At 59.5% G+C, this 26170-nt stretch carries 21 protein-coding genes; 10 read left to right on the top strand and 11 right to left on the bottom strand.

Features of this window, described 5'->3' with window-relative positions:
- Positions 1-24: 24 nt before the first annotated feature.
- Complete coding sequence (locus I6E81_RS01975) at positions 25-480, top strand: DUF3093 domain-containing protein (RefSeq protein WP_197105742.1); 456 nt, start codon at positions 25-27, stop codon at positions 478-480.
- On the opposite strand, the gene I6E81_RS01980 is transcribed toward I6E81_RS01975, so the two are convergent.
- Positions 455-748 carry a DUF4193 domain-containing protein gene (locus I6E81_RS01980; protein WP_100389298.1) on the bottom strand — a complete coding sequence of 98 codons (294 nt, stop codon included), beginning with the start codon at positions 746-748 and terminating at the stop codon, positions 455-457. The genes I6E81_RS01975 and I6E81_RS01980 overlap by 26 nt on opposite strands.
- A 199-nt stretch (positions 749-947) precedes the next feature.
- On the opposite strand from I6E81_RS01980, the gene sepH reads away from it, so the two are divergent.
- Positions 948-1958, top strand: coding sequence for a septation protein SepH (gene sepH, locus I6E81_RS01985; RefSeq protein ID WP_197105743.1), 1011 nt, complete (start codon positions 948-950; stop codon positions 1956-1958).
- Here sepH and I6E81_RS01990 read toward each other — a convergent pair.
- The gene (locus I6E81_RS01990; RefSeq protein WP_197105744.1) at positions 1955-3094 is read right to left on the bottom strand and encodes an alkaline phosphatase family protein; all 1140 of its coding nucleotides are present in this window, start codon (positions 3092-3094) and stop codon (positions 1955-1957) included. The two genes, sepH and I6E81_RS01990, sit on opposite strands and share 4 nt — an antisense overlap.
- 12 nt (positions 3095-3106) lie before the next feature.
- Between I6E81_RS01990 and I6E81_RS01995 the strand changes: the two genes are divergently transcribed.
- Positions 3107-5566: a DNA topoisomerase (ATP-hydrolyzing) gene (locus I6E81_RS01995; protein WP_197105745.1), complete on the top strand. Its 2460-nt coding sequence runs from the start codon at positions 3107-3109 to the stop codon at positions 5564-5566.
- A gap of 140 nt (positions 5567-5706) precedes the next feature.
- On the opposite strand, the gene I6E81_RS02000 is transcribed toward I6E81_RS01995, so the two are convergent.
- On the bottom strand, positions 5707-7785 hold the full coding sequence (locus I6E81_RS02000) for a type IIA DNA topoisomerase subunit B (protein WP_197105746.1): 2079 nt from the start codon (positions 7783-7785) through the stop codon (positions 5707-5709).
- A gap of 215 nt (positions 7786-8000) precedes the next feature.
- Between I6E81_RS02000 and I6E81_RS02005 the strand changes: the two genes are divergently transcribed.
- Positions 8001-8219, top strand: a complete 219-nt coding sequence (locus tag I6E81_RS02005; RefSeq protein ID WP_197105747.1) for a hypothetical protein — start codon at positions 8001-8003, stop codon at positions 8217-8219.
- A gap of 73 nt (positions 8220-8292) precedes the next feature.
- A complete protein-coding gene (locus I6E81_RS02010) occupies positions 8293-9294 on the top strand; it encodes a sugar-transfer associated ATP-grasp domain-containing protein (RefSeq protein ID WP_197105748.1) in 1002 nt (333 codons plus the stop codon).
- A gap of 56 nt (positions 9295-9350) precedes the next feature.
- On the opposite strand, the gene I6E81_RS02015 is transcribed toward I6E81_RS02010, so the two are convergent.
- From I6E81_RS02015 to I6E81_RS02025, 3 genes are all read right to left on the bottom strand, one after another.
- Positions 9351-10049, bottom strand: a complete 699-nt coding sequence (locus tag I6E81_RS02015; RefSeq protein WP_197105749.1) for a coenzyme F420-0:L-glutamate ligase — start codon at positions 10047-10049, stop codon at positions 9351-9353.
- 7 nt (positions 10050-10056) lie between these two features.
- A complete protein-coding gene (locus I6E81_RS02020) occupies positions 10057-11397 on the bottom strand; it encodes an RNA polymerase sigma factor (RefSeq protein ID WP_197105750.1) in 1341 nt (446 codons plus the stop codon).
- 212 nt (positions 11398-11609) lie between these two features.
- A complete protein-coding gene (locus I6E81_RS02025) occupies positions 11610-12545 on the bottom strand; it encodes a proteasome assembly chaperone family protein (RefSeq protein ID WP_197105751.1) in 936 nt (311 codons plus the stop codon).
- Between the two features lie 101 nt (positions 12546-12646).
- On the opposite strand from I6E81_RS02025, the gene I6E81_RS02030 reads away from it, so the two are divergent.
- From I6E81_RS02030 to sucB, 3 genes are all read left to right on the top strand, one after another.
- Positions 12647-14134 (top strand): leucyl aminopeptidase, encoded by a 1488-nt coding sequence (locus I6E81_RS02030; RefSeq protein ID WP_197105752.1) that lies wholly within the window; start codon positions 12647-12649, stop codon positions 14132-14134.
- Between the two features lie 99 nt (positions 14135-14233).
- Entirely contained in the window at positions 14234-15607 is a 1374-nt protein-coding gene (gene lpdA / locus I6E81_RS02035; protein WP_197105753.1) for a dihydrolipoyl dehydrogenase, read from the top strand.
- A gap of 59 nt (positions 15608-15666) precedes the next feature.
- Positions 15667-17199, top strand: a complete 1533-nt coding sequence (sucB, locus tag I6E81_RS02040) for a 2-oxoglutarate dehydrogenase, E2 component, dihydrolipoamide succinyltransferase (RefSeq protein WP_197105754.1) — start codon at positions 15667-15669, stop codon at positions 17197-17199.
- Positions 17200-17210: 11 nt separating this feature from the next.
- Here the strand turns inward: sucB and I6E81_RS02045 are convergent, their stop codons facing one another.
- On the bottom strand, positions 17211-18689 hold the full coding sequence (locus I6E81_RS02045; protein ID WP_197105755.1) for a hypothetical protein: 1479 nt from the start codon (positions 18687-18689) through the stop codon (positions 17211-17213).
- A gap of 178 nt (positions 18690-18867) precedes the next feature.
- On the opposite strand from I6E81_RS02045, the gene I6E81_RS02050 reads away from it, so the two are divergent.
- Positions 18868-19593, top strand: a complete 726-nt coding sequence (locus I6E81_RS02050) for a DUF4191 domain-containing protein (RefSeq protein ID WP_197105756.1) — start codon at positions 18868-18870, stop codon at positions 19591-19593.
- Positions 19594-19702: 109 nt separating this feature from the next.
- Here the strand turns inward: I6E81_RS02050 and I6E81_RS02055 are convergent, their stop codons facing one another.
- On the bottom strand, positions 19703-20107 hold the full coding sequence (locus I6E81_RS02055; protein ID WP_197105757.1) for an RDD family protein: 405 nt from the start codon (positions 20105-20107) through the stop codon (positions 19703-19705).
- Positions 20108-20244: 137 nt separating this feature from the next.
- Here I6E81_RS02055 and glnA point away from each other — a divergent pair, with 137 nt between their 5' ends.
- Positions 20245-21681 (top strand): type I glutamate--ammonia ligase, encoded by a 1437-nt coding sequence (gene glnA / locus I6E81_RS02060; protein ID WP_197105758.1) that lies wholly within the window; start codon positions 20245-20247, stop codon positions 21679-21681.
- A 71-nt stretch (positions 21682-21752) separates the two neighbouring features.
- Here glnA and I6E81_RS02065 read toward each other — a convergent pair whose 3' ends face one another.
- From I6E81_RS02065 to I6E81_RS02075, 3 genes are read right to left on the bottom strand one after another with little or no spacing between them, the layout of a single operon-like run.
- The gene (locus I6E81_RS02065) at positions 21753-23201 is read right to left on the bottom strand and encodes a UDP-glucose/GDP-mannose dehydrogenase family protein (RefSeq protein WP_197105759.1); all 1449 of its coding nucleotides are present in this window, start codon (positions 23199-23201) and stop codon (positions 21753-21755) included.
- Positions 23202-23223: 22 nt separating this feature from the next.
- Complete coding sequence (locus I6E81_RS02070) at positions 23224-24690, bottom strand: glycosyl hydrolase (protein ID WP_197105760.1); 1467 nt, start codon at positions 24688-24690, stop codon at positions 23224-23226.
- Complete coding sequence (locus I6E81_RS02075) at positions 24674-26167, bottom strand: glycosyltransferase family 2 protein (protein ID WP_197105761.1); 1494 nt, start codon at positions 26165-26167, stop codon at positions 24674-24676. Before I6E81_RS02075 ends, I6E81_RS02070 begins: the two co-directional genes overlap by 17 nt.
- Between the last annotated feature and the right edge of the window lie 3 nt (positions 26168-26170).

Below are 26170 nucleotides of genomic sequence, written 5' to 3' on the forward strand. Positions count from 1 at the left end.
GCAAAATCAGTGTGTAATGGATGAGTGACTTACTACCGTGAACGCTTGTGGCCCACAGCGTGGCTCTACATCAGCACCGCACTCATCATTCCCGCGAGCATTTTGGTGTTCCTGCCGATCAATATCTTTGTGGGATACATCACCGCAGCAGTGCTCTACATCGGGATCGTGCTGTTCCTGCTGTGGTCTGCACCAAAGATCACTGTCGACGACAAAGAACTTCGTGCGGGAAGTGCTCGACTGCCGATAGCCATCATCGGCGAAGTCACGAGTTACACCGGTGATGAAGCGACGCTCGAACGCGGGCAGCGACTGGATGCGCGTGCCTGGCTGATGATTCGAGGGTGGGTCTCGCCCGTGGTCAAACTTGAGCTACTCGATGAGAGCGACCCGACACCGTATTGGTTGTTGTCGAGTCGCACTCCCGAATTGTTAGCTGGAGCAATCGCGCAGTCTAGGCTGCGCACTCCAGGCAAATAGCGCCCAGCTTGGTTGTGTGGTCGACCTGCGAGCGGTGCTTCACGAGGAAGCAGCTCACGCAAGTGAATTCGTCCGCCTGTGGAGGCAGAACGACCACATCGAGGTCCAGGTCAGAAAGGTCTGCGCCGGCAAGCTCAAAGTTCGCCGGGTTGTCTGAATCGTCGACGTCAACCGAGCCCGACATTTTGTCAGGAACACGCTCTTTAAGAGCCTCGATCGACTCGGAGTCGTCGTCGGTCTTACGAGGTGCGTCGTAGTCGGTGGCCATGCCCATCCACTTCTTTTTTACGTTGAATCACCGGAATCGGCGGGCACAGTCTCCATGAAAGCGAGACGAATTGCAAACCGTCGATTCTGCATCACTGTGCAGCGCCTGTGATAACTGTTCATGGAGGCGTGTTATTCCCATATAAACCACTCAAGGCGTGCGACCCTAAAGGGAATCGTGAGGGCTGGAGAAGTTCACTATGGAAGACCTTCGGGTAATCGAAGTACAAGACGGTGCGCTGATCGTGTCGAGCAATGACGGAACGCGCTTCCGTCTCGCCGTTGACAACGTGTTGCAGTCACGTCTGCGACAGAGCCGAGCCCAGACAGGCAGCGGCCCCAAGCTTGCTCCCCGTGAGATTCAGGCGCATATCCGGGCAGGAATGTCCGCCCAAGACGTCGCGAGCCTTACGGGAGCCGACATCGATTACATAGAGCGCTTCGAGGGGCCTGTCGTCGCTGAACGCGAATTCGTCGTCAAATCTGCGCTCGGGGTGCCGGTACATGTCGCGGGCGAAACGGACTCGCTGACGTCGTCACGCACCTTCGGATCCGCTATTCGAGAACGACTTGTGGATGTCAACGCCGCCGACGAGCGTTGGGCTAGCTGGAAAGATCCTGAGAATGGCTGGACGGTCAAACTTTCGTTCAGCTCGAACAGCATCGATCACGATGCGCGCTGGCAGTACGACCCGAAGCGTCAGTCTCTTGTGCCGCTCAATAACGAAGCTAAGACTCTCTCGCAGCAGGGCGAATCCACCGGTGCGTTAATCCCCCGACTTCGCGCCGTTGCGCCCGCTGAGGGAACTTCGGATGCCGCACGCTTCGACAGCGGAGCATTCGACGTTGATGAACTCCACGACGAGCCCGCCCCCATCAAGCCGGCGGAACTTCCTGTAATGCGCGATCGCAGCGCTGAAGCGGGTGTCGGCAACCAGACTGCAGACTTGCTCGATGCTCTTCGCCGTCGCCGCGGCGAACGGGAGCCGGCCAACTTTGAATCCGACGATGACGAGTCGAGCCCCCCAGCCGGTTCCGAGCCATCGATGCGCCTGCTTGATCCGCCCGCCGCAGAACAACGCCGCGATGCACCAGCGCCGCCGCAGGCAACCGCACCACAGCCGACAGCGAAATCACGGCGCCGCAGGGTTGCTATGCCGAGCTGGGACGACATCGTCTTCGGTACGAAGCCAGACGAAGACCCCGCTTAGCGAGCGAAGGCGCCGAATCTCAGTAGCGGAACACGAAGCTCTTCGTCTGACCAAGATCCGTGCTGTCCGACCATTTTTCGACCAGCGTTGTTAGTTACGCGGGAGTCGTAGTACGCGATCCCCTTGCGTGCGGCGACAATAATGTCGCCGATACGTGGCGTGACTTCGGGGTGTACTTCACCGAACCACCCCGCAGCGATCGCAGCGTCGCGGCTCGTGACCCACGAACGTTGCCCCTCAGCCTGCTGCCACCGATCAAGCACCGCCGCTCGCTCTGTTGCAGCGAGCTCGGGCGCGAGGTGCAGCTGAAGGCAGCGCGGCTCCCCCGCAACGTAGGCGACGCCGTCGAGCAGTTCAGGGGCTGTGTCGAATAACACGTGTGACTCATGAGGCACATCGATCATTCCGTGATCGGCGGTGACCAGAAGCCCTTGGTCGAAAGTGAGTTCGCGCACGGCACTCGCCAACGCAGAGTCAAGAGACTCGAGCGCATGCGTCCACTGGGGCGATTGCCAGCCATTGGCATGACCTGCCATATCGAGTTCTGGCGCATAGACATAGGTGAGTGACGGCTCGGCGCTGGCGTGCCCCACCGCTACGGCTACACGCAGCCGCTCGGCGAGGGAACCCGCTGCGACATACCGTGCACCGCGCAAGACCGCGTGAGTGAAGCCCGAAGCTCGGTAGCGAGCGGCTCCGACCGCCACCGCAGTGAAACCGCGCTCCGTAGCGCGCTCGAACAAAGTCGGCACCCGCTGCCACGTCGCCGGGTCGATGCGGGAATCCCATCCCGAGAGTTGATTGATAACACGATCGTTGCCTGCATCGAGAACGCTGTATCCCACCAGTCCATGCTGTCCTGCTCGCTGGCCTGTCGTCAGGCTCGCTATTGCCGCCGCGGTGGTGGTGGGGAATCCCGACTGGATAACGGCACTCTTTGAGAACGCACTGGCCAGAGTTCTCGCGTGCCCCACACGGGCCTTGAGGTTATGCGCGCCGAGGCCGTCGACGAGCAACACGACGGCGTGGCGCACGGGAGGCAGGCTCAGCCGATTCTCCTCGCCCGCAATTGCCTGGAATGAACTTGACAACACATCGGTAAGGTTCGCTGAGTCTGGGTTGAGCGCCGGTAACATTAGGGCAATCCTATGGCTACTCCCACTAAACCCACCCCAGACTCCCCTGCCGGCGAACGCATTGAAGACATCGATGTCACAACCGAGATGCAGGGCTCGTTCTTGGAGTACGCGTACTCCGTAATCTATTCGCGCGCACTCCCCGATGCGCGCGACGGCCTGAAACCCGTCCAGCGTCGCATTCTTTACCAAATGAGCGAGATGGGACTGCGCCCAGAAAAGGGCCACGTCAAGTCGTCGCGCGTTGTCGGTGACGTCATGGGAAAGCTTCACCCCCACGGTGATGCCTCCATTTATGACGCCATGGTGCGTCTGACGCAGAGTTTCATCCTGCGAGTGCCCCTCATCGATGGCCACGGCAACTTTGGATCGCTAGATGACGGCCCCGCCGCACCGCGGTACACCGAAGCACGCCTGCAAGCGTCCGCGATCGCCATGACGGATGATCTCGATGAAGACGTTGTCGACTTCGTGCCCAACTACGACAACTCGACTACGCAGCCCGAAGTGTTGCCCGCAGCCTTCCCCAACCTTTTGGTCAATGGCGCCAGCGGTATCGCCGTTGGTATGGCCACCAATATGGCACCGCACAATCTCATTGAGGTCGTGGGGGCGGCGCGGCATTTGCTCGCGCATCCCGACGCGACGCTCGAAGAGCTTATGCAGTTTGTGCCCGGCCCCGACCTCCCCACCGGAGGAAGGATCATTGGCCTCAGCGGCGTCAAAGACGCCTATGCGAACGGTCGTGGTGCCTTCAAGACTCGTGCCACCGTAACCGTGGAGTCAATCACTGCCCGCAAGATGGGACTCGTCGTTACCGAGCTGCCGTACTTGGTTGGCCCCGAACGCGTCATTGAAAAGATCAAGGATGGCGTCAACAACAAGAAAATTGTCGGCATCTCTGATGTCACAGATCTCACCGACCGTAACCACGGGCTGCGCCTCGTCATTGGCATCAAGACCGGTTTCAGTCCGGATGCCGTACTCGAGCAGCTTTACCGCCTGACGCCGCTCGAAGACAACTTCAGCATCAATGCGGTCACTCTCGTCGATGGGCGCCCGCAGACGCTCGGGCTGAAAGCTCTGCTCGAAGTCTTTTTGAAGCACCGCCTTCAGGTGGTCACTCGTCGAAGCAAGTATCGCCTTGCTCGTCACCTCGAACGCCTGCACTTGGTCGAAGGTTTGCTGATCGCGATCGTCGACATCGACGAAGTGATCCAGGTCATTCGTCAGAGCGACGACAGCGATCAAGCTCGCACACGCCTGCGCGAGGTCTTTGATCTGAGCGAGTTGCAAGCCGAGTACATTCTTGAGCTGCGCCTGCGTCGACTCACCAAATTCAGCCGCATCGAGCTGGAAGCCGAGGCAGAGAAACTTCGGGCCGAGATCGCTCGACTTCAGGCCTTGCTCGCCGATGAGACTCTCATCCGAGCACTCGTCGGAAACGAACTCGACGCCGTGGCGGAGAAATTTGGAACACCGCGACGCACGCTGCTGACAGAAGCTCCTGCCTCCATCGCCACAACATCACGTGCAGCTGCGCGCAAGAACCAGCCTGTGCTTGAGATCGCCGACGAGCCGTGCGTGGTGCTGCTCTCGACAACGGGACGAATCATTCGAGTCGGAATCAGCGAGGGCGACACCGTTTTGGCCGGGTCGCGTCGCTCGAAGCACGACGCAATCCGTTCGCGCGTGACAACGACAAGCCGCACTGAGATCGGTGCGATCACGAACCGCGGCCGACTCATCCGCTTCACTGCAATAGACCTACCCAACGTGCCAACGAGTTCTGTTCAGCTCGGTGCCGGCGCCAAGATTAGTGAGTACTTGACGCTCGACAAGAAAGAACGTGTGTTGGCGATTGTGTCGCTCGAGAGTGATCAGCCCGTTGCTCTCGCTACTCGCCAAGGCACCGTCAAACGCGTCACACCGGGCATCTGGCCGTCAAAACCGGACTTCGAGATCATCTCGCTCAAGCCGGGAGACGAACTCGTGGGTGCGGCTCACAGCGCCGACGACGCAGAGCTAACGTTTGTCACCTCCGACACTCAACTGCTGCACTTTGCGGCGTCCGCTGTTCGCCCTCAGGGGCTGAGCGCCGGCGGCATGGCAGGTGTGCGGGTCAGTTCTGGTGCCGAAGTAATCTTCTTCGACGCACTGGATGCTGACTCCGAAAACGTTGCCGTCACGATCTCAGGCTCAAGCGTCACTATCCCGGGCACAGATCCGGGCCGGGTGAAGCTCAGTGAGTTTTCCCAGTTCCCAGCGAAAGGCCGCGGCACCGGCGGAGTGCGGGCGCATTCTCTGCTCAAGGGCGAAGATGTGCTCACCCTGGCGTGGGTCGGAGCAGTCCCGGCAACGGCGGTCGGCCCGGATGGTGCCGTGCGCAAGCTGCCGACCGAACGTACCAAGCGAGACGGCTCAGGCATGCCACTCGACAGCGTCATCGGGTCCATCGGCACTACGCCGTAGGACCGCTGGCGCCTAGGAGCAACAGACACAGCCGCACGTCCGAGAGGGCTGCCACCTGATTGATTCAGAGGGCAGCCCTCTCGCTGCTTCGTTCACCATCAGTGCCGGGCCGTCGACGACGCCCCGCATCCGCTTGGCAACTAAATGTCGATGCGGTCCCGGTCGAGACCCTGCCCCTGAATGATGAACTCCTTGCGCGGAGCAACTTCGTTGCCCATCAGAAGCTCGAAAACACTTCCCGCGCTCTCGGCATCCGAAATATTCACGCGACGGAGTACGCGGTTGTTGCGATCCATTGTGGTGGTTGCCAGCTGGTCGGCATCCATCTCGCCGAGGCCCTTGTAGCGCTGGATAGGATCCTGATAGCGCTTGCCCGATTTCTTGAGCCCGGCGAGCACGCCGTTGAGTTCCTTTTCGGAATACGTGTAAATAGTCTCGTTGGGCTTAGAGCCCGGATTGATTACGACGACGCGGTGCAGTGGCGGCACTGCGGCGTACACCCGCCCGTCGCGAATCATGTCGGGCATGTAGCGGAAGAAGAGCGTAAGCAGCAGCGTGCGGATATGAGCGCCGTCGACGTCTGCATCGGCCATGATGATGACCTTGCCATAGCGCGCTGTCGACAAATCGAAGCTACGCCCCGAACCAGCTCCAATGACTTGGATGATCGACGCACACTCCGCATTCGACAACATGTCGCTGATGGATGCTTTTTGGACGTTGAGAATCTTGCCTCGAATGGGCAAAAGGGCCTGGTATTCGCTATCGCGGCCGAGCTTCGCTGTGCCGAGCGCCGAGTCACCCTCGACGATAAACAATTCGCTGTTTGCGACATCGTTGGAGCGGCAGTCAACAAGTTTGGCGGGAAGACTCGAGCTTTCAAGCGCGTTCTTGCGACGCTGAGTTTCCTTGTGAGCGCGCGCAGAAATGCGCGACTTCATTTCGGCGACGACCTTGTCGAGCACTAGCGCTGCCTGTGACTTGTCATCTCGCTTGGTTGACGTAAAGCGCTCGGAGAGCGCGGCCGCCACCACCTTGGCGACAATCGCCCGTACCGCGGGTGTACCTAGGATCTCTTTGGTCTGCCCCTCGAACTGCGGCTCAGGAAGACGAACGGTCAACACGACCGTGAGGCCCGCGAGCACATCATCCTTATCGAGCTTGTCGTTACCGAGCTTCAGGCGACGAGCGTTCTTCTCCGTTTCGGCACGCAAGAACTTGAGCAGGCTTTGCTCGAACCCTGCGAGGTGCGTTCCACCCTTGGGCGTCGCAATAATGTTGACGAAGCTTTTGATCACGGTGTCGTATCCGGTGCCCCAGCGCAGTGCAACATCCACGACGCAGTCGCGGGAGACCTCGGTGGAAACCATGTGGCCATTGTCTTGCAGCACCGGCACACTCTCAGTGAACCCGCCGGATCCTGTGAGGCGCCAAATGTCGGTGATGGGTGGATCAACGGCCAGATGCTCAACGAACTCAGAGATGCCGCCCTCGAACGAGAACGATTCGCGGATGGGTTCTTCACCACGCTCATCTGACACATTCAGGGTGAGGTTAGGAACCAGAAACGCGGTCTGGCGTAGGCGGTCGATCAGCCCCTCAGACTGGAAACTCGCGCCCTTCGTGAAGATTTGGCGATCAGCCCAGTAGCGCACTCTTGTGCCAGTACGCCCCTTGGGAACCTTGCCAATAACGCGCAGTTCGCTGCCCGACACGTAGGGGCTGAACGGAGCATCCGGAGTCGGTTCACCTGTATCGGCGAAAGTGCCTGGCTCGCCGCGATGGAACGACATCGCGTAGGTCTTGCCATTGCGGTCGACTTCGACGTCGAGTCGCTCCGAAAGGGCATTCACAACCGAAGCGCCCACTCCGTGGAGCCCGCCAGATGCGGCATAGGAGCCCGAACCGAACTTTCCGCCCGCGTGCAGCTTGGTGAAAACCACTTCGACGCCGGTGAGACCTGTCTTGGGCTCAACATCGACCGGGATGCCACGGGCCTTGTCGCGAACCTCAACGCTTTCGTCGGCGTGCAGGATGACGTTGATCTCTGAACCGTGCCCATCGAGCGCCTCGTCCACCGAGTTGTCGATGATCTCCCACAGGCAATGCATGAGCCCGCGGGAGTCGGTGGAGCCGATGTACATACCCGGACGTTTACGAACGGCTTCAAGCCCTTCGAGTACGGACAGGTGACGGGCTGAGTAGTCAGAGCTCGCCATAGTGATCTCCTAGGGTTTGACGACGGAAGGCCATCTTCTAGAGTACGTTCTCCGCCCGACATTGCTGCTCACCGACACCCGCTGCCCCGTGCACACCGCCAGCCGTCAACCGCGCTACGCGCTGAGCGAAATGCCCGCAATGTAGGAAGAATCTTCAGGCACCCATGCTTGTATAGGCGTACGGAATAACAACCGCAAGCAAGAAGGAGTAGGCCATGTCGAACATTGCAACCGAAGACACCCCAGTCGATGAGATGGACTACACCCTCACGGCGGCTGACCGCTGTGACAGTTGTGGCGCGCAGGCATATATCCGCGCCACGCTCGCCAGTGGCGATCTTCTCTTTTGCGCCCACCACGGCGCCAAATTCAAAGACAAGCTGTTCCCGACAGCGATTAAGTGGCACGACGAGTCCAGCCGTCTGAATGCATAACGTAGCGTTGAGCATCATCAGATAGTTTGCTCGCCGCCGACACGTGTGTCGGTATGACCTTCGTAGGAGAACTGTGAAGCGCATCCGGCACTACGTGTCGCGACTTATCTCGCTCGACGTATCAAACATGCTCGCCGTCGCGCGAGCAATCAGTAAACGCAGCGGTACGCCCGTGATTGCGATCTTGCTCGACATGGTGTGGTGTTCCCTCGTATACCAAGCGGGCTACCTCGACTATGAAGAGTTCGAATTCAACGTCCTCAGTCGTGCTGAACGCCGCACCTGGATTACGAGCGGCAACGCCAACTCCATCGTTGTGAAGTACAACCAGCGCGAGTACCGCGAACGTTTCTATGACAAGCCGACCTTCAACACCACTTTCGACAAGTGGCTCGGTCGAGCCTGGCTCGACTTGAGAACGGCTTCCGAAGCTGACTTCGTCGAGTTCGTCGCACACCATGACCCCATCATGGTGAAGGTTGTCGACAGCATGAGCGGTGCCGGCATCGAAAAGCACGGCGGCGACGATCTCGCTGACGCGCATGCCCTGTACCGCGAGCTCATGGACAAGCGCCAGTTCCTGGTCGAAGCGTTTCTCAAGCAGCACCCCGGGATGTCTGCACTCTGTCCCACCAGCGTGAACTCGTTGCGGATGATCACCTTCTTCGATGGCACCGACGTACACGTAATGGAAGCCGTGCTGCGAATGGGCAATGGCGCCGACGTTGACAACTATGGTCGTGGTGGCATGTACACCGTGCTCGACGAAAAGACCGGAATTGCGAACTACGGCGCCTTCGACAAGTACGCCAACACCTTCACCGTGCATCCCCAGACCGGCACCCCGATCGTGGGGTTTCAGGTTCCGCTGTACGACGACGTGCTCGCCATGCTCGATACGGTCAGCCGCATCATCCCAGAAATCCCGTATGTCGGCTGGGACGTCGCGATCACGCCAAACGGACCGGCAATCATCGAGGGCAACTACAACACTGGTGTCTTTCAGATGAAGCCGAGTCTCACTGGAATCAAGACAGGCCTGTTGCCCAAGTTCCGCGAAGTCATCGACTTCTAGGGCACTACTCCCCCGGCCAGTTCACCTCGCGGTGGCTGGCTGGTGCCGAAGTGTTGCTAAGCCCGACGGATGACGCCAAGCGGCGTACTTTGGTGATCTTGCCCCAGAGGGTTGTCTTTCAATACCTTGAGCGCGAGCGCGTTGTTGGCCTTGGTTGTCGTTGACCCGAGGATGTTGCCACCGAAGTCATTGATGTCTACGACGAGAACCTCAATGTTGCGGCCGAGAGCGACCTTGATGTCTTGCGCGACACCATCTGGACGCGCGGGGCCGAGCACCACGTGCGAGTTGTAAGGCGGGATGGTGTTCTTCGTCGGACCATCGATCGCACGAGCCTTGGGCCCGGCAATGCGATAGAAGTCGCCACCACGACCCACAAGCTTGGTCACCGCTGCGACAGAAGCCGCGAACAGGATGCGCGGCGTTCCGCACTCCCTCAACGCCATCTCCATCGTCTCGGGCATGCCGAGACCGATACCGTGCGACGTTTTCGTAACGTACTTCGAGAGGAAGGTCGCAAGCTTGCGTGGCTCGACCTCAGAGATCGGGTAGGCCCGCCCCTGAGTGATGCCCACGATTTTCTCGGTCACGAAAAGCAGGTCGCCATCCTGCACGACAGACGAAGCGTACTCCGATACGACCTGAACGATGTCGTCTTCACGAACCACCAATCGAGTCTTGATGGGAAGCCGTTCATAGACGGCTCCATCAACCTCAACAGTGAGACTCTTTCCAGCGTTCGCTTCAGCACCCATTATTGGCCTATTCGAGGTAGTCGCGCAGTGACTGCGAGCGTGACGGGTGGCGCAATTTCGCCATCGTCTTGGACTCGATCTGACGGATGCGTTCGCGAGTTACGCCGAACGTGTCACCGATCTGGTCGAGCGTCTTGGGCATTCCGTCGCCCAGGCCGAAACGCATGCGGATAACTCCGGCTTCGCGCTCCGAAAGGGAATCGAGAAGGCTTTCAAGCTGCTTCTGCAGCATTGTGAAGCCCACAGCATCCGCCGGAACAACTGCTTCAGTGTCTTCGATAAGGTCACCGAACTCACTGTCACCGTCTTCACCAAGCGGTGTGTGAAGCGAGATGGGCTCGCGGCCGTACTTCTGAACCTCGACGACCTTTTCTGGCGTCATGTCGAGCTCACGCGACAGCTCTTCGGGGGTAGGTTCGCGACCAAGGTCCTGAAGCATCTGGCGCTGAACGCGAGCAAGCTTGTTGATGACCTCGACCATGTGCACAGGAATACGAATGGTGCGAGCCTGGTCTGCCATCGCGCGTGTAATGGCCTGACGGATCCACCACGTTGCATAGGTCGAGAACTTGAAGCCCTTGGTGTAATCGAACTTCTCGACTGCACGAATCAGACCCAAGTTGCCCTCTTGAATGAGGTCAAGGAACTGCATGCCGCGACCGGTGTAACGCTTAGCGAGCGATACGACGAGGCGGAGGTTGGCACCGAGCAAGTGGCTCTTGGCCCGCTGACCATCTTTAGCTACCCACTGAAGTTCTCGACCGAGAGTCGAACGCACTTCACCGGGCGCCATTTGTGAAAGCTTGTCTTCAGCGAAGAGGCCGGCCTCAATGCGCATCGCGAGCTCAACTTCTTGAGCGGCGTTGAGCAGAGCAACCTTACCGATTTGCTTCAGGTAATCCTTGACAGGGTCGGCGGTAGCGCCAGTAATGGCTGCCGAGTAGACAGGAACTTCGTCTTCGTCATCGACGAGCGAAAGAACGAGCGCACCTGTGGGCAACGCCTCGTCTTTACTCGTTGACTTTTCTTCTTGCTCGTCTTCGGCCTTCGCCTCTTCGCCGTCTGCCTCAACGATTTCAGCAGCTGCAGCTGCAGCTGCCTTTTTGCTCCTCGTCGCCGGCTTTTTGGCGGCAGGCTTCTTGGCGGTTGACGCAGCAGCAGTCGACTTCGTCGTCGCAGCTTTCTTCGTCGTTGCCTTAGCAGTCGTGCTCTCGGCGCCTTCTGCGTCGGGGGCTACTTCTTCGACTGCAGCGGCAGCTTTACTACGCGTGCCAGCCTTTGTGGCTGCTTTAGCAGGAGCCTTCTTTGCTGCGGGTGCGGACTCTGCAGCCTTAGTTCGGGTCGCCATCTGAACACCTTTCTGAGGTTTTCGGGCAGTACTAAGACCCATGTCAAGCCTCCGCCCATCTCACCGCATGGCGAAACAGATCGAGAAACAAGACCGGGTCTTACTCCTATTATGCCACGCTTTTCTCATGCTTCGCACCATGCGGGTGACGGAGCAAAGCGGACACCCTTAGCCCCCGCGAAGAGAATCGCGGATGCCGCACACCGCGGGTACTACAAAGGGAGACCAGAGGTGCCGTCAGTGTCACCAGCGCGTTTGATGGCAAGGAACTTCTGCAACTCGGCGGCGATTTCGTCTGCTGAAGGCAGCTCTCCAGCTTCATCCGTCAACGGCGACCGCATGGGGTTCTCCTCCATGTAGTTGTCGTGTCGCTCTTCCAACGTTCCTACTAGGCGAGCAAGTTCTTGGTTGCTCTCAACCTGACCATCAATCTTTGCGACGAATGCGCGCCCTTCTTCACGAAGGCGATCCGTGGGGAAGATCAATCCGGTTGCAGCACTCACACTCTCGAGCGCCGTTACGGCAGCGGTCGGCCATTCGGTGTCGGCGAGGTAGTGCGGAATGAGAAGCACGAAGCCGGCGACGGGATGCCCGATCTCCTGCAAGCGGTACTCAATCACATGCATTGCGTTAGCAGGCACCTGAGTGTGGGGCTTCCACACTGAAAGTGAGTCGATGAGCTCCGAGCGATTGCCACTCACGGTGACTCCGATGCTGCGCGTGTGCGGCACCGGCATCGGGATGGAACTCAGCCACGTGGTCGACTTAACGTCGAGCTTCGAAATGAGCCTCAACACTGCTGCCGAGAATCGCTCCCACTGGAAGTCAGGTTCGTAACCCGTGAGAAGCAGGAAGGGCTGCCCCAGCTCATCCTTCGCCAAGTAAAGCTCGAGCTTGGCTGGACGGTAGTCACTCAAATGGTCCTGATCAAAATAGATCGTGGGACGACGCGCTCGGTAGTCCAGGAGAGCATCATTGTCGAACGATGCGACAATGGTGCGTTCAAGGGTGTCGAGCAGATATTGGCTCACTTGACTGACGGCACCACCGGCATCCGCAAAGCCCGTGAGTCCCGCTACAAGAGGAAGACCGCGCGGCACCCCAGCAACATCGGTGGCGATGTCATATAAACCGGCTGGATCTCGCATGCCTCCACTCTAATCGCGGGTGCGATGGCATCCTTCTGTTTCGGCTCCACAGCGTCAAGCTCCTAGCGAACACGAAGGCGGATGCTGGTTATCATGAGGACATGACCGTTGCTACGTTGCACTTGTCCACCGCGCCCGCCTCCGAAGTTGAATCCGATGTTCTCGTTATCGGGGTGGTGAAAACCGACACCGGGCCGAAGCTTGTAGACACGTCGTCGCAACTTGCAACCTTCGAGCAGGCGCTGAGTCTCATTGGCGCGACCGGTGCGGCTGACGAACTCCACCGCATTCCTGCCACCGACATCGCGGCTCCGGCAGTCGCCTTCATCGGTCTCGGAGATGCCTCCCCCACCGTCGAATCCTTGCGTTACGCCGCCGGTTCAGCCGCTCGCCAATTGCGAGGGGCACCGCACATTACTCTGTCCCTCGGAGCGCAGTCGAGTGAGGAAACGCTCGCTGTGCTCGAGGGCGCTGCGATCGGCGCTTATTCCTATGATGCCTACCGCTCAACTACTCCCGAAGCGAGCAAGAAGCTCGCAACCGACATCACCGTAGTGAGCCCGATTGAGGATGCCGCGCTCATTGAACGCGCGACCGTAATCGCTTATGCCACGCACGTCACTCGCGACATGGTCAACGAGGCCCCCCGAGAGCTCTACCCCGAAACCTTCGCCGATCGTGCGAGTGAACTCGCGTCGCTCGACAACGTCGCAGTAGAGGTCTACGCAGAAAAAGAACTCGAAGAGGGCGGCTTTGGTGGAATTCTCGGAGTCGGCCAAGGATCCACTCGCGGTCCTCGCCTCGTAAAAATCAGCTACACCCCTTCTGACTCCGCAAAGCACCTCGCACTTGTTGGCAAGGGAATCACGTTCGATTCGGGCGGGCTCTCGCTCAAGCCTGGACTCGGCATGATCGGCATGAAGTTTGACATGAGCGGAGCAGCGACTGTCATGGCCGTTGTCGAAGCGTGCGCGAAGCTCGGCACCAACGTGCGATTGACCGCGTGGCTCTGCCTCGCCGAGAACATGCCCTCTGGCAGCGCAATTCGACCCAATGACGTGTTGACAATCCGCGGCGGAAAGACCGTCGAAGTTCTCAACACGGATGCCGAAGGTCGACTTGTCATGGCTGACGGTCTGGTCGCTGCCAGCGAAGAGAACCCCGACGCCATCGTGGACATTGCAACGCTCACCGGCGCAGCCGTTGTCGCTTTGGGTAACCGCTACGCCGGCACGATGGGTGATAAAGATCTCGTCAACCAAGTGGTTGCGGTTGCAGACCGTGTGGGCGAGCCCTTCTGGGCGATGCCGATTAGCCCTGAACTCCGCCCACTGCTCGCGTCTGATATTGCCGATATCGCCAATATCAAGCCAGGCAACACCGCTGGAGGCATGCTCATCGCGGCCGCGTTCCTTAAGGACTTCGTAGGAAAGCGCCCCAACAGCACCGAAACCATCCCGTGGGCTCACATCGATATTGCCGGTCCGTCAGACAACCGCGGCGGAGGTTGGGGCTACGTCGGCAAGGGCGCCACTGGAATCGGTGTTCGAACACTCATTGAACTGGCCGAGGAATTTTCTCGTCCGTAGTAAGGTTTTTTAAACGCGGGATCTTTCCGCACCATCCGGTCGCACTGACTACACACAGTGCGTTCCGACGAAAAATTTCCTTACAGAGGAGCTGCTGTATTGGCTGAGCACAATTTTGACCTTGTCGTTCTTGGTGGAGGAAGCGGTGGCTACGCAGCTGCGTTGCGCGCCGCCGAACTCGGGATGACCGTTGGCCTGATCGAGAAGAACAAGCTCGGTGGCACTTGCCTGCACGTGGGCTGCATTCCGACCAAGGCACTTTTGCACTCCGCAGAGGTCGCTGACGTGACGCGCGAAGCAGCGAAGTATGGTGTCACCGCCACACTCGACGGCATCGACATCTCAGCGGTAACCAAGTACCGCCAAGACATCGTCGCGAGCAAGTACAAGGGCCTGCAGGGCCTCATCAAGATGCGCGGTATCACCGTCATCGAGGGCGAAGGCAAGCTCGTCGCGCCCAACACCGTTCAGGTTGGCGAAGACACCGTAGTAGGCAAGAACGTCATTTTGGCGACTGGCTCCTACTCTCGCTCGCTGCCAGGACTCGAAATCGGTGGCCGCGTCATCACCTCCGAACAGGCACTTGAACTCGACTTCGTTCCGAAGAAGGTCGCAGTGCTCGGTGGCGGCGTCATCGGCGTTGAATTCTCGAGCGTCTGGAAGAGCTGGGGAGCCGACGTCACCATTATTGAAGGTCTCCCCCACCTCGTTCCCATGGAAGACGAGTCGGTCAGCAAGCAGTTTGAACGAGCATTCCGCCGTCGTGGCATCAACTTCCACACCGGCGTTCGCTTCAAGAGCGTCGAGCAGAACGACGACGGCGTCGTCGTTACTTTGGAAAACGGCGAAACGGTCGAAGCCGAGCTCCTGCTCGTTGCCGTCGGCCGTGGCCCGTCGACCGCTGGACTCGGCTTCGAAGAAGTCGGCATTGAGATGGACCGCGGCTTCGTTCTCACGAACGAGCGCCTCGCCACCAACATTCCTGGCGTCTACGCCGTCGGAGACATCGTTCCTGGCCTCCAGCTCGCTCACCGTGGATTCCAGCAAGGAATCTTCGTTGTCGAAGAACTCGCTGGCCTCAAGCCCATCGTGATTGATGACCTCCACATTCCGAAGGTCACCTACAGCGACCCTGAGGTAGCGTCCATCGGCCTGAGCGAAGCAAAGGCGATCGAAGCCCACGGCGCTGACAACGTCAAGGCCTACGACTACAACCTCAGCGGAAACGGCAAGAGCGCCATCATCGGCACCGCTGGTTCCATCAAGGTCGTTCGCGTAGTCGACGGTCCAGTCGTCGGAGTTCACATGATCGGAGCCCGCGTTGGCGAACTGATCGGTGAAGCACAACTGATCGTCAACTGGGAAGCACACCCCGAAGACATCACCCCGTTGCTTCACGCACACCCCACCCAAAACGAGGCTCTCGGCGAGGCATTCCTCGCCCTGGCCGGCAAGCCGCTGCACGCGGTCTAGGCTCCGCCTAACCACGGAACTAAGCTATTGATGACAAGCATCACAAAGGAGCAGTACTGATGAGCGAATCCGTTAACCTTCCGGCACTCGGAGAGAGTGTCACCGAGGGCACGGTGACCCGCTGGCTGAAGCAAGTCGGCGAGCGTGTAGAGGTTGACGAGCCCCTGCTCGAGGTCTCCACTGACAAGGTCGACACGGAGATTCCTTCTCCCGTTGCCGGAGTCATCGAAGAGATCTTGGTTGCCGAAGACGAAACAGTAGAAGTTGGCACCGCGCTGGTAAAAATCGGCGACGGATCGGGCGGCGCAGATGCTGCTCCCGCCGCTGAGGAAGCACCTGCCGAAGCGGCTCCCGCTGCAGCAGAGGCTCCCGCCGAAGAGGCTGCAGCACCTGCCGCCGAAGCGCCCACCGAAGAGGCTGCAGCACCCGCTGCTGAAGCCCCCGCGGCCGAGCCCGCTCCCGTCGTCGAGGCGCCCGCTGCTGAAGCCGAAGCGCCTGCTGCGCCTGAAGCGCCAGTTGCCGAGCCCGCCGCAGAATCAGCGGCTCCCGCCGCTGCTGCCGCGCCGGTCGCCGCGCCCGAGGCCCCTGCCGAAGCGGCACCCGCTGCCGAAGCGGCACCTGCAGCCGAAGCAGCACCCGCTGCGTCTGCTCCCGCCGCCGAGGAAGCGTCTGACAGCGATGACTCGCAAGCCGGATACCTCACTCCTCTCGTGCGCAAGCTCGCGAACGAGCGCGGCGTCGACGTAAGCACGCTTACGGGAACTGGTGTCGGCGGTCGCATCCGCAAGCAGGACGTTCTCGCTGCAAGCGAAGCCGCAACTGATGCTGAATCAGAGGCACCTGCTGCCGCGGCGCCCGCAGCTCGGGAAGTCTCGCCGTTGCGGGGAACCACCGTTCCGATGTCGCGACTACGCAAGGTCATCGCCGAGCGTGCCGTTCTCTCTATGCAGTCATCTGCTCAGCTCACTTCCGTCGTTGAAGTTGACGTCACTGCAGTTGCTAACTACCGCAACTCTGTGAAAGACGAGTTCTTGGCTAAGACTGGCACGAAGCTTTCATTCCTGCCGTTCTTTGCCCTTGCTGCCGCAGAAGCGTTGACCGTTCACCCGATCATCAACGCGACGATCGAAGACAATGCCATCGTGTACCCCGCCCAGGAGAACATGAGCATCGCAGTGGACACCGAGCGTGGATTGCTTACGCCCGTTATCCGCGACGCTGCGTCACTCGACATCGCAGGACTTGCTGGCGAGATCGCAGATCTTGCTCAGCGCACCCGCGACAACAAGTTGACCCCTGACGAGCTTTCGGGCGGAACGTTCACGCTAACCAACACCGGTTCACGTGGCGCTCTCTTCGACACTCCGATCGTGTTCTTGCCGCAGTCGGCAATCCTCGGCACCGGAATCGTGACCAAGAAGCCCGTAGTGATCAGCGATGCGAATGGTGATTCCATCGGCATCCGTTCGATGGTTTACCTCGCGCTCAGCTACGATCACCGCATCGTTGATGGAGCCGACGCTGCTGGCTTCCTCGTGGACGTGAAGAACCGCCTCGAAGGCGGAGACTTCGCTGACAAGCTTGGAATCTAACTGATCTCAGTTCACTCAGGCAGCGTATAGCTCCTGATTCGCCAACCGGCCTCGCTCTTCACTAGAAGTAGCGAGGCCGGTTTGCTTTCATCGGCAGAAGCGAACTCGAACAGGACACTGTCTCCGAGCCGCTGAATCTCTGCGGCATCCGCGGCAGTCAACAGAACGTCGGAAGATAACTCTGCACCATTCAACACATTGTGAATGTGGGCAGAATCTGCGGCGAACGCAGGTGAATCGGAACGGGAAACTGCTTCAAGGCATTCGATCGACAGATCCCGTAGACACTCGTTTCGAGTCGAAAGCAACGCGTCAAGGGCCGCCTTGGGCTCAGCAGGGAGGTCGTTGCGCCACGACTCTGAGGCGCCCTCTTCTGATGAGCCAACGGCGATCTCCTCCCCCTCGTTCTCGCGTTCGGGGTGAGACTCTGCTGCCGACGAATCGCCATCAGCAGAAGCGACAGCGGCCGGGGCTTCGGTGCCGTCAAAAGACGCGACAACAACCGCCAACGCCACACAGAGCGCACCGACTGCAGCGAGAGCCCATGTGCGCTTTCTGATCGGGCGACACCAGTCCCGAAGAATCGTCTTGCCGCGCGCAGCCTGATCCTTCGCCGCGGCAACCAGTTCGCCCACCCTGCCCTGAAGCCACTCCGGAAGGGCAACCACCGAATCGAGTTCGGTTCGTGGCGGACGCGGTCGATCATGTGGTGTCACCGCGCTACCCCGTGCGTGCTGAACAGCATCGAACGTCTGCGTCGACTCAGCGGGACCCAGGCGCACCGGCTCTGGTGCTCCCAGCGCAAACAGCCGCCGTTCACATTCCCACTGCCACTCAGCACTGCGCATGTGCTCCTCGCTGGACAGCCAAGCCAACAGCTCCGCGATCGGCGTTCGGAGGTTATGCTCCAGCGCCATCGCCGCGATGACGCCGCTTGCCGTGACGGCATAGGCTGAGCGGTCTTCTTGGAACCACGGCGCCTCGCACAGCTCCGCTGGTGTTGGAATGCTGCCGTGCAATCGAGCCGAGCCAAAATCTCCAAAGAAGGGCATTCCGGAGCTATCGAAGTGCACAGCGTCCATTGTCAGGTTTCCGAGAGCGACGCCGGCACGGTGCACTCGATCCAGTGCCGCAGCGAGCGGCGCAAGAATGGTGATTACCTCTCCGGGGCGCAGCGTTTGTCGTTCACGCATAACGCGCCTCAGCGTTATCGCGGTGCGCCAGTGCGTAATCAGCGCCGGCGAGCCATCAGGGGCCGCCGCGATATCGTCCAGTTCGACGGCGTGAGCGCCCTGCACTAGAGACAGACACTCAATCTCGGCGAGCAGGTCGAGCGCTCCGCTGTCGGGAAGCAAGCGTTTGATCACACGCACGCTCGAGGCGTCGTCCCGTTCGATATCACCACTCGGGCACGCGAGAACAAGTCGTGAGGATAAGCCCTCTGCGAGGGTGCGTACCGTGCGGTAGCCAGCTATCGAGTCGTCATTCACAGCTCCATCATTTGCCCTCATACGCGCCCGCTGACGCTTGCAGCAGCCGCTTGTGGACAAGCACCATCGCACAAGATCACTCAGGACAGGACTCGGAATAGTGCTCCGCACGGGCCGACGGACGCCTCGCGTGAGAACTTCGAATCCATAGAGGCGTCAGAGGCCGTATCCTAGATGCATGGCACGCAGCGAAAAGACTCCGAAGGCTCCGAAGGCTCAAAAAGAACCCGGTCGCATCAAGCAGATGTACCAGGTCTTCCAAATGACGAGGCGCTACGACAACCTCGCAATCTGGTTCTTCCTCTTGGCTTTCCTCTTGCCCATTGTGGTCGGGCTCGTTCTGGCTTTCCTTCTCGCCGGGGACAACGTTTTCGGGTTCGTGCTTTACATCATTGCCGGTGTAATGGCTGGCCTTCTCGCGTTCCTCATTGTTTTGGGACGCCGCGCAGAACGCGCCGCCTACTCGCAAATTGCCGGCCAGCCCGGTGCTGTCGGTGCCGTGCTCAAGAGTTCGCTGCGTCGCGGTTGGACCGCGAGCGAAATGCCTGTTGCGATCAGCCCTAAGACGCAGGATGCTGTCTACCGCGCAATCGGCAAGGGTGGCATCGCACTCATCGGCGAAGGACCCCGCAGCCGCACGCAGAAGATGTTGGAAGATGAGCGTCGCAAGATGAATCGCTTCCTGCCCAATGTTCCCGTGCACTTCATCTATGTCGGACCCGACGCGGACTCCGTTGCGTTGCACAAGCTCGCACCCACCCTCGGCCGTCTCAAGAATGTTCTTCGCAAGCCCGAAATTCTCGCAGTCTCCAACCGGCTGACGTCACTCGACAAGAACGGCCTCCCGATTCCTAAGGGAGTCGACCCCATGAAGGCCCGCGCACAGCGCTCACAGCGCGCCTAACAATCCGCATCACCCTTTCGCGCTTCCAGAGCCGATGAGCCACAGAGCCAATGAGCCAATGAGCCAATGAGCCACTGTGCTCGTCGGCTCTGTCGCGTTAACCCGGAGGTTAGCGTCGAACGAGCAGCGTGCCTGCGATGCGGTCGTGCATACCTCGCTGATCGACATCCCAAATGACGGCGGGAATGACGAGCGCCATCAACAGAGTGCGCACGATGGGCCGCCAGATGCCGAGGTAGCCCCCAGCAAGGGGAACGACGCGCATTCCAGTGATGAGATGTCCGAAGCTGCCGTTTGTGGTGATCAGCACAACGATCTGGGCTGCGACGAAAACACCGAGAGTGGCGAACGCGTCGTAGTTGAAAAACGCTATCGATACGACGACGGCAAAGCCCCAGTCGATAGCGAGAGCAACGAGCCTGCGCCCCAGTCGGCCAATCGAACGCGGGCCTTCCACTGGGAGCCCAAAGCGCTTACCTGGCCATTCATCGGGAATTTCTTGATGCTGATTCACTGGTTCAGCCTAACGAATCACAGCTCCGTAACATGCCGGAAACAATTCGGAGATGATTGCGAAATCCTTCTTCTGTACCCTAAGAGATGGTTGTAACGACAGCCGATCATCAAATGAACCCCTTGGAGTTCCACTCAATGTCTCATCCGAAGTTTTCCAATTCGTCTGAGGTTCTTGATTTTATCAAGGACACAGACGTCAAGTTCGTCGACATCCGGTTTACCGACCTCCCCGGTATCCAGCAGCACTTCAACATCCCCGCCGCCGCAGTTGATGAAGACTTCTTCGCTGTCGGCCAGCTCTTCGATGGTTCATCGATCCGTGGCTTCCAGTCGATCCACGAGTCGGATCTCCAACTGATCCCTGACGTCACGACCGCCTACGTCGACCCCTTCCGCGTCGAGCGCACCCTCGTCATCATCTTCGACATCTACAACCCCCGCAACGGCGAGATCTACGCTCGCGACCCGCGCCAGGTTGCCAAGAAGGCCGAAAAGTACCTCGCTTCGACCGGGATCGCCGACACCGCGTTCTTTGCCTCCGAAGCAGAGTTCTACATCTTCGACGATGTTCGCTACGAAGTAAGCGCCAACAAGAGCTTCTACGAAGTCGACTCCAGCGAAGGCGCTTGGAACAGCGGACGCACCGAAGCCGGCGGAAACCTCGCCAACAAGACCCCCTTCAAGGGCGGCTACTTCCCCGTCTCCCCCGTTGACCAGCACGCAGACATCCGTGACGACATCGTCATGAAGCTCATCGATGTTGGACTCGAGGTTGAGCGCAGCCACCACGAGGTCGGCACTGCAGGTCAGGGTGAGATCAACTACAAGTTCGACACCCTCGTTCACGCCGGTGACGACATCCTCAAGTTCAAGTACATCGTCAAGAACACCGCCAACGAGTGGGGCAAGACGGCAACGTTCATGCCGAAGCCGCTCTTCGGCGACAACGGTTCGGGAATGCACACGCACCAGTCGCTCTGGAACGACGGAACCCCGTTGTTCTACGACGAAAAGGGCTACGGCGGACTCAGCGACACCGCTCGCTGGTACATCGGTGGACTGCTCAAGCACGCACCTGCTGTGCTCGCCTTCACCAACCCGACGGTCAACTCGTACCGCCGCCTGATCCCCGGATTCGAAGCTCCCGTGAACCTCGTGTACTCGGCTGGAAACCGTTCGGCTTCCATCCGTATCCCGATCACCGGAACGAACCCCAAGGCAAAGCGCATTGAGTTCCGCGCACCGGATGCATCGGGTAACCCTTACCTCGCGTTCGCTGCTCAGCTCATGGCTGGCCTCGACGGCATCAAGAACAAGACTGAGCCGCACGAGCCCGTTGACAAGGACCTGTACGAGCTGCCTCCCGAGGAAGCACGCCTGATTCCTCAGGTGCCCGCTTCGCTCGAAGAAGCACTTGTTGCTCTCGAAGCTGACCATGAGTTCCTCATGGAAGGCAACGTCTTCACCAAGGACCTCATCGAGACCTGGATCGACTACAAGCGTACGAACGAACTGCTTCCGTTCGCACAGCGCCCGCACCCGTACGAGTACGAACTGTACTTCGGCGTCTAAGCGCTAACACAGCACACAATAAGGGCCGCATCCTTCGGGATGCGGCCCTTATTATTTAGCCCGGTTGAGTTTTAGTAGGCGCTCACGAGCTGCGGCGTGCGACGAGTCAGGTCCAGTCCGGTGCCATCGATTACAGGAGCACGTGACGACGACGCCCCTAGCCCACTGAACGACCAACCAGCTGCACGCCACGTTGCGGCGTCGAGGCAATTGCGGGCATCGATCATGACGCGGCTGCCGACAATTTGCCCTAGCGCCACAGGGTCGCTGGCCTTGAACTCATCCCACTCCGTCAGGACCAAGAGGGCGTCCGATCCCGCGGCAGCCTCATCGACCGAGTCGACATAGGTGAGCGTGGGGAACATCCGCTGAGCTGTTTCGGATGCTTCGGGGTCGTAGACGACGACCTGAGCTCCCCGGAGATGGAGTGCGGCCGCAACGTTGAGCGCTGGAGAATCCCGCACATCGTCAGTCAGTGGCTTGAAGGCCGCGCCGAGGATGCCGATTCTGCGGTTGAGAACCGAACCACCACAGGCATCGATCGCGAGACCGATGACTTGCAAGCGTTGGGACATGTTGATCTCATCGACCTGCTGCAGCAACGCCGCAGCCTTGGTAGCGCCGAGCTCACTCGAACGGTGGATGAGCGCCCGGATGTCCTTGGGAAGGCATCCGCCCCCGAAGCCCAGCCCTGCGTTGAGGAACTGCCGCCCAATGCGCACGTCGTGGCCGAGTGCGTCAGCCAGGACTGCTACATCAGCGCCCGAGGCGTCACACACTTCGGCAATCGCGTTGATGAAGGAGATCTTTGTCGCCAAGAAGGCATTCGCGCTCACTTTGACGAGTTCAGCGGTCGGCAGATCGCACACGATCACGGGGGTTCCCGTCTCGATGGGAATGGCGTAGACCGCACGCATTGCTGCTTCAGAACGCGGTGACACTCCGCCCAGAACAATCCGATCGGGGCGCAGCGTATCTTCGACTGCCTTCCCCTCTCGCAGGAACTCAGGGTTCCACACCAACTCGACGTTCACCTCTGCCGGGGCAGAATCGGCGATGATCGAACGCAAGCGGGCTCCCGTTCCTACCGGCACGGTCGACTTGCCGACAATTAGGCCGTCGTGGGTCAGATAGCGGGCGACCTGCCGCGTAGCTTCCTCCACGTAATCGAGGTTTGCAGCGTTACTCCCCCGCTGCTGGGGCGTACCGACACAGATGAAGTGGATGTCGGAATTCGCCGTAGCCTCAGCAAGGTCTGTCGTGAACCGCAATCGTCCGCTCGCAACGTGCGTGCGGATGAGCTCCGGAAGTCCTGGTTCGAAGAAGGGAACCTTTCCTTCGCTGAGCTGCTTTACTTTGGCCGGATCGGTGTCGACGCCGATGACATCGAACCCCATTTCTGCCATAGCCGCTGCGTGAGTCGCACCGAGATATCCGGTGCCGACGACGCTCAGTCGGGGACGTTCTGCGTCTCCATACTGACCGATGGTGTTCTGGGCTGAAGGTGCTGTGCTGTTCATGTTGTGCTCCTTATTCATCGGTTCAGCGTGCGGTGAGGGTGAAATCGCTGTCAGGTCGCGCCAAGCCCTCGATGAAGGCGGCGAGAGAATCTGCGCGAGAGTCGATGCGCCAGTCATTGGTCGAGCGCTCACCCTCGACGTAGGTGGTCACCGCAAGGTTGAACCACGAGATCCCGATGATGTCGTCGTTCTCTGGCTTCGCCAGCGACTCGAAGAGACTGGTCACCCAGCCGGCTTTGTGGCCACCCGTCTCGGATGCTCCGATTTCCGTCAGGAAGATTGGTTTATTAGTGATCCGGCGCAACTCGTTCAAACTTGCGTCAAACGTGTAGCTGAAGGTGAAGTCGTTCTCCGGCTTGTAAGCGGGGCGAAGGTACCCCGATAGTCCCACCCAGTCCACGTATTCGTCGCCCGGATACAACCCGTCGAGGAAGTCCGACGATTGATGTGTCGCCGGAAGGTTATTGATGATGTTGGGTGCCCAGATCCAGATCACGAGATCGTTGGCCCCCTCCTCGGCGAAGATATCGTGGACGTGCTGCCACATAGCGACGAAGTCACCAACGCGGTTCTCGTTAATCGAATTGCCTTGGCCGTCTGTCTCGGACCATGGATACCAGACACCGTTCATCTCGTGGTCCAGTCGGATGCCGAGAGGTAGTCCTGTCGCCACGATGTCTTTCGCGTATTGATGCAAATAGTCATCGAAAGTTCCCGGCGTGCCCGCTTCAGGATCGCCGATGATAGCGGGCAACGTGTAGTCGGGCTCTTCTACCTGATCGTTGCCAGAACCAATTGGTCGTGACTCCCAGGTAAGAATCGGAAGTGTTTCCTTCTCCCACGAACGCGTGATCGCATTCGCACGGAAGTCCTCATCCCAGCCGCCAAAGTAGCCGACAACGTTCGGGTTGCTGCCCACCTTGGTAGCGGTCGAGTCGTACGTAGCCCAGTTGAACGGTGCTTGTTCGGTATAGAGCCCGAGATACGTCGAGGCTGGGTTCACGATCGCGGCCTTTGACGGGGCAGTAATAGCTGCGGGACCCGACGAAGTATTGGGCGTGTTCGACTTCGACGGTGACGCCACCGTCGCGTTTTCGGCTCGACTGGATTGAAGAGCTTTCAGCGTTCCTTCAACAGACCAGAGCTCTTGTTGGATCGCTGCGGATTGGGCATTCGTTTCTTTCAGGTTGTTCTTGGCGACACCAATCGACGCTTCAAGTTCATCAATCTCCGACAGCAGGCTCTCTTTTTCTGCCTCCCAGTCAGCGCGTTCCTCGGCCACGGTGTCCGCTTGGAGAACCGTTTTTGCTGCCGTGCTGAGAGCTTGATTTACCGTGCTGCTGGGTGAAATCCAGACGAATGCGCTGGTCGCACCGAGCGTGAGCACGAGCGCGGCACTGCCGACTCCCGTCCAGCGGGTTCGGCTGCTGCTGACAGCCCACCAGGCTGCTGCACCGTTTCGGACATGGGAACTACGAGAAGAAAACAATGGAAACCGCCTCTACTGCAAAGATTGAAAAACCGATCACGTAAGGCCATGCGGCCTTGGGGTTGAGCCGGCGTCGCTGTGGCGCCGCAGGAGCAGCTGCTCGTGTTGACCGCCTCGGAGGCGCTTCCAGCACGGCAACAGCACCAGTAGCAGTGCTTGGTTCGAAGTCCAGGTCGGCGATCGTCGCACTGTCGTGGTCGAGCTGTCCGACCAAGAGGTCGTTGGAGTTACCTCCGGCATAGGCCCCGGCACGGGTGCCCCAGCCGCTGGCATGCCCCATCCTGAAGAATCCAATAAGGCGGATGGGCATGAGGAAGGCAGTGGACACGATGATGAACGCCGGCAAGCGGAAGAAGTCCATCGGTTTCTCTGAGAGGTGCCGAATCTGTCGGATCGCCATGCTCAGTACCGAAGACACCACCATGAGCGCGAGCACGAGAAGCACTCCGCTTTGAACGCCATACTCCGAGAGGAACCCTTCGTAGAAGTTGTATCCCTGTCCGCTGATGGCGCGATAGATCCAACCAGCGATCACTCCAGCCAAAAGGAACGGCAGGATAATGTCCATCAGGAAGAAGACGGCCAGTACTGGTGCGTGCCCCAGCATCCATGGCAGCATGCGAAGCGTGTTGTATTGGCTGCCACGAGCCCAGCGCAGTTGCTGCTTGTAGAGCTTCTTGACCTCAAGCGGCGCATCGGTATAGACGAGCGAGGTGTGCTGGTACACCGTGCGGTGACCCTCTTGAAGAGCAAGGTTGGTCAGAGTGCGATCGTCGCTTACTTCAAGAAATACGCCCATGAAACGTTCGTTCATGAAGCGGTCCATGACGCGCGTCATGATCGAGCGACGGAACGCAATGGTGCGCCCCGGTAAGCAACCGACCTGTCCGAGCACGCTCTGAGCGGGCATCGAGTAGAGAGCTCGCGAGTTCTCCAGCCAGTCAGCCCAGCGAGTGATCCAGCTTCGCTCCGGTTCAAGGATGCGCTGACGTGTTGTGACGCCGCCGACCTTCGCGTCAGCGAACGGCCGCACCAGCTCCGAAAGGGTGTTGTCGGTCCAGACGGTGTCGGAGTCGACGAGAACGGTGATGTCGCCTGTCGACAGCTCCGTACCGATCATCACGGCATTGCGCTTACCGGGAATCGGCGTGTGCACCCAGCGCACCAGCGGAGCGAACTCTTCACTGATGCGTTCCAGTGTGGGGTTCGGCGCACCGTTGATGACGACGATGATCTCAGACGGTTGTTGCTCGACCATGCGGGCGAGCACATCCCGAAAGAGATCCTCCGGCTCATCGAGCACGGGCACTACTACGCTCGTCGTTCCGGTGAACGTGCCCGTATACGGACGGTAGCGCGACGACAACACGACTTTGAGCAACCACAGCGCCCAGATGAGCGACGAGTAGATTGCGAACATGTAGATCTCAGGGTGACCCTCGATCATGTGGCGAAGTTGCAGAATAAATATGAACACGGA

The organism is Salinibacterium sp. NG22, from assembly GCF_015864925.1.
Lineage (GTDB): Bacteria > Actinomycetota > Actinomycetes > Actinomycetales > Microbacteriaceae > Rhodoglobus.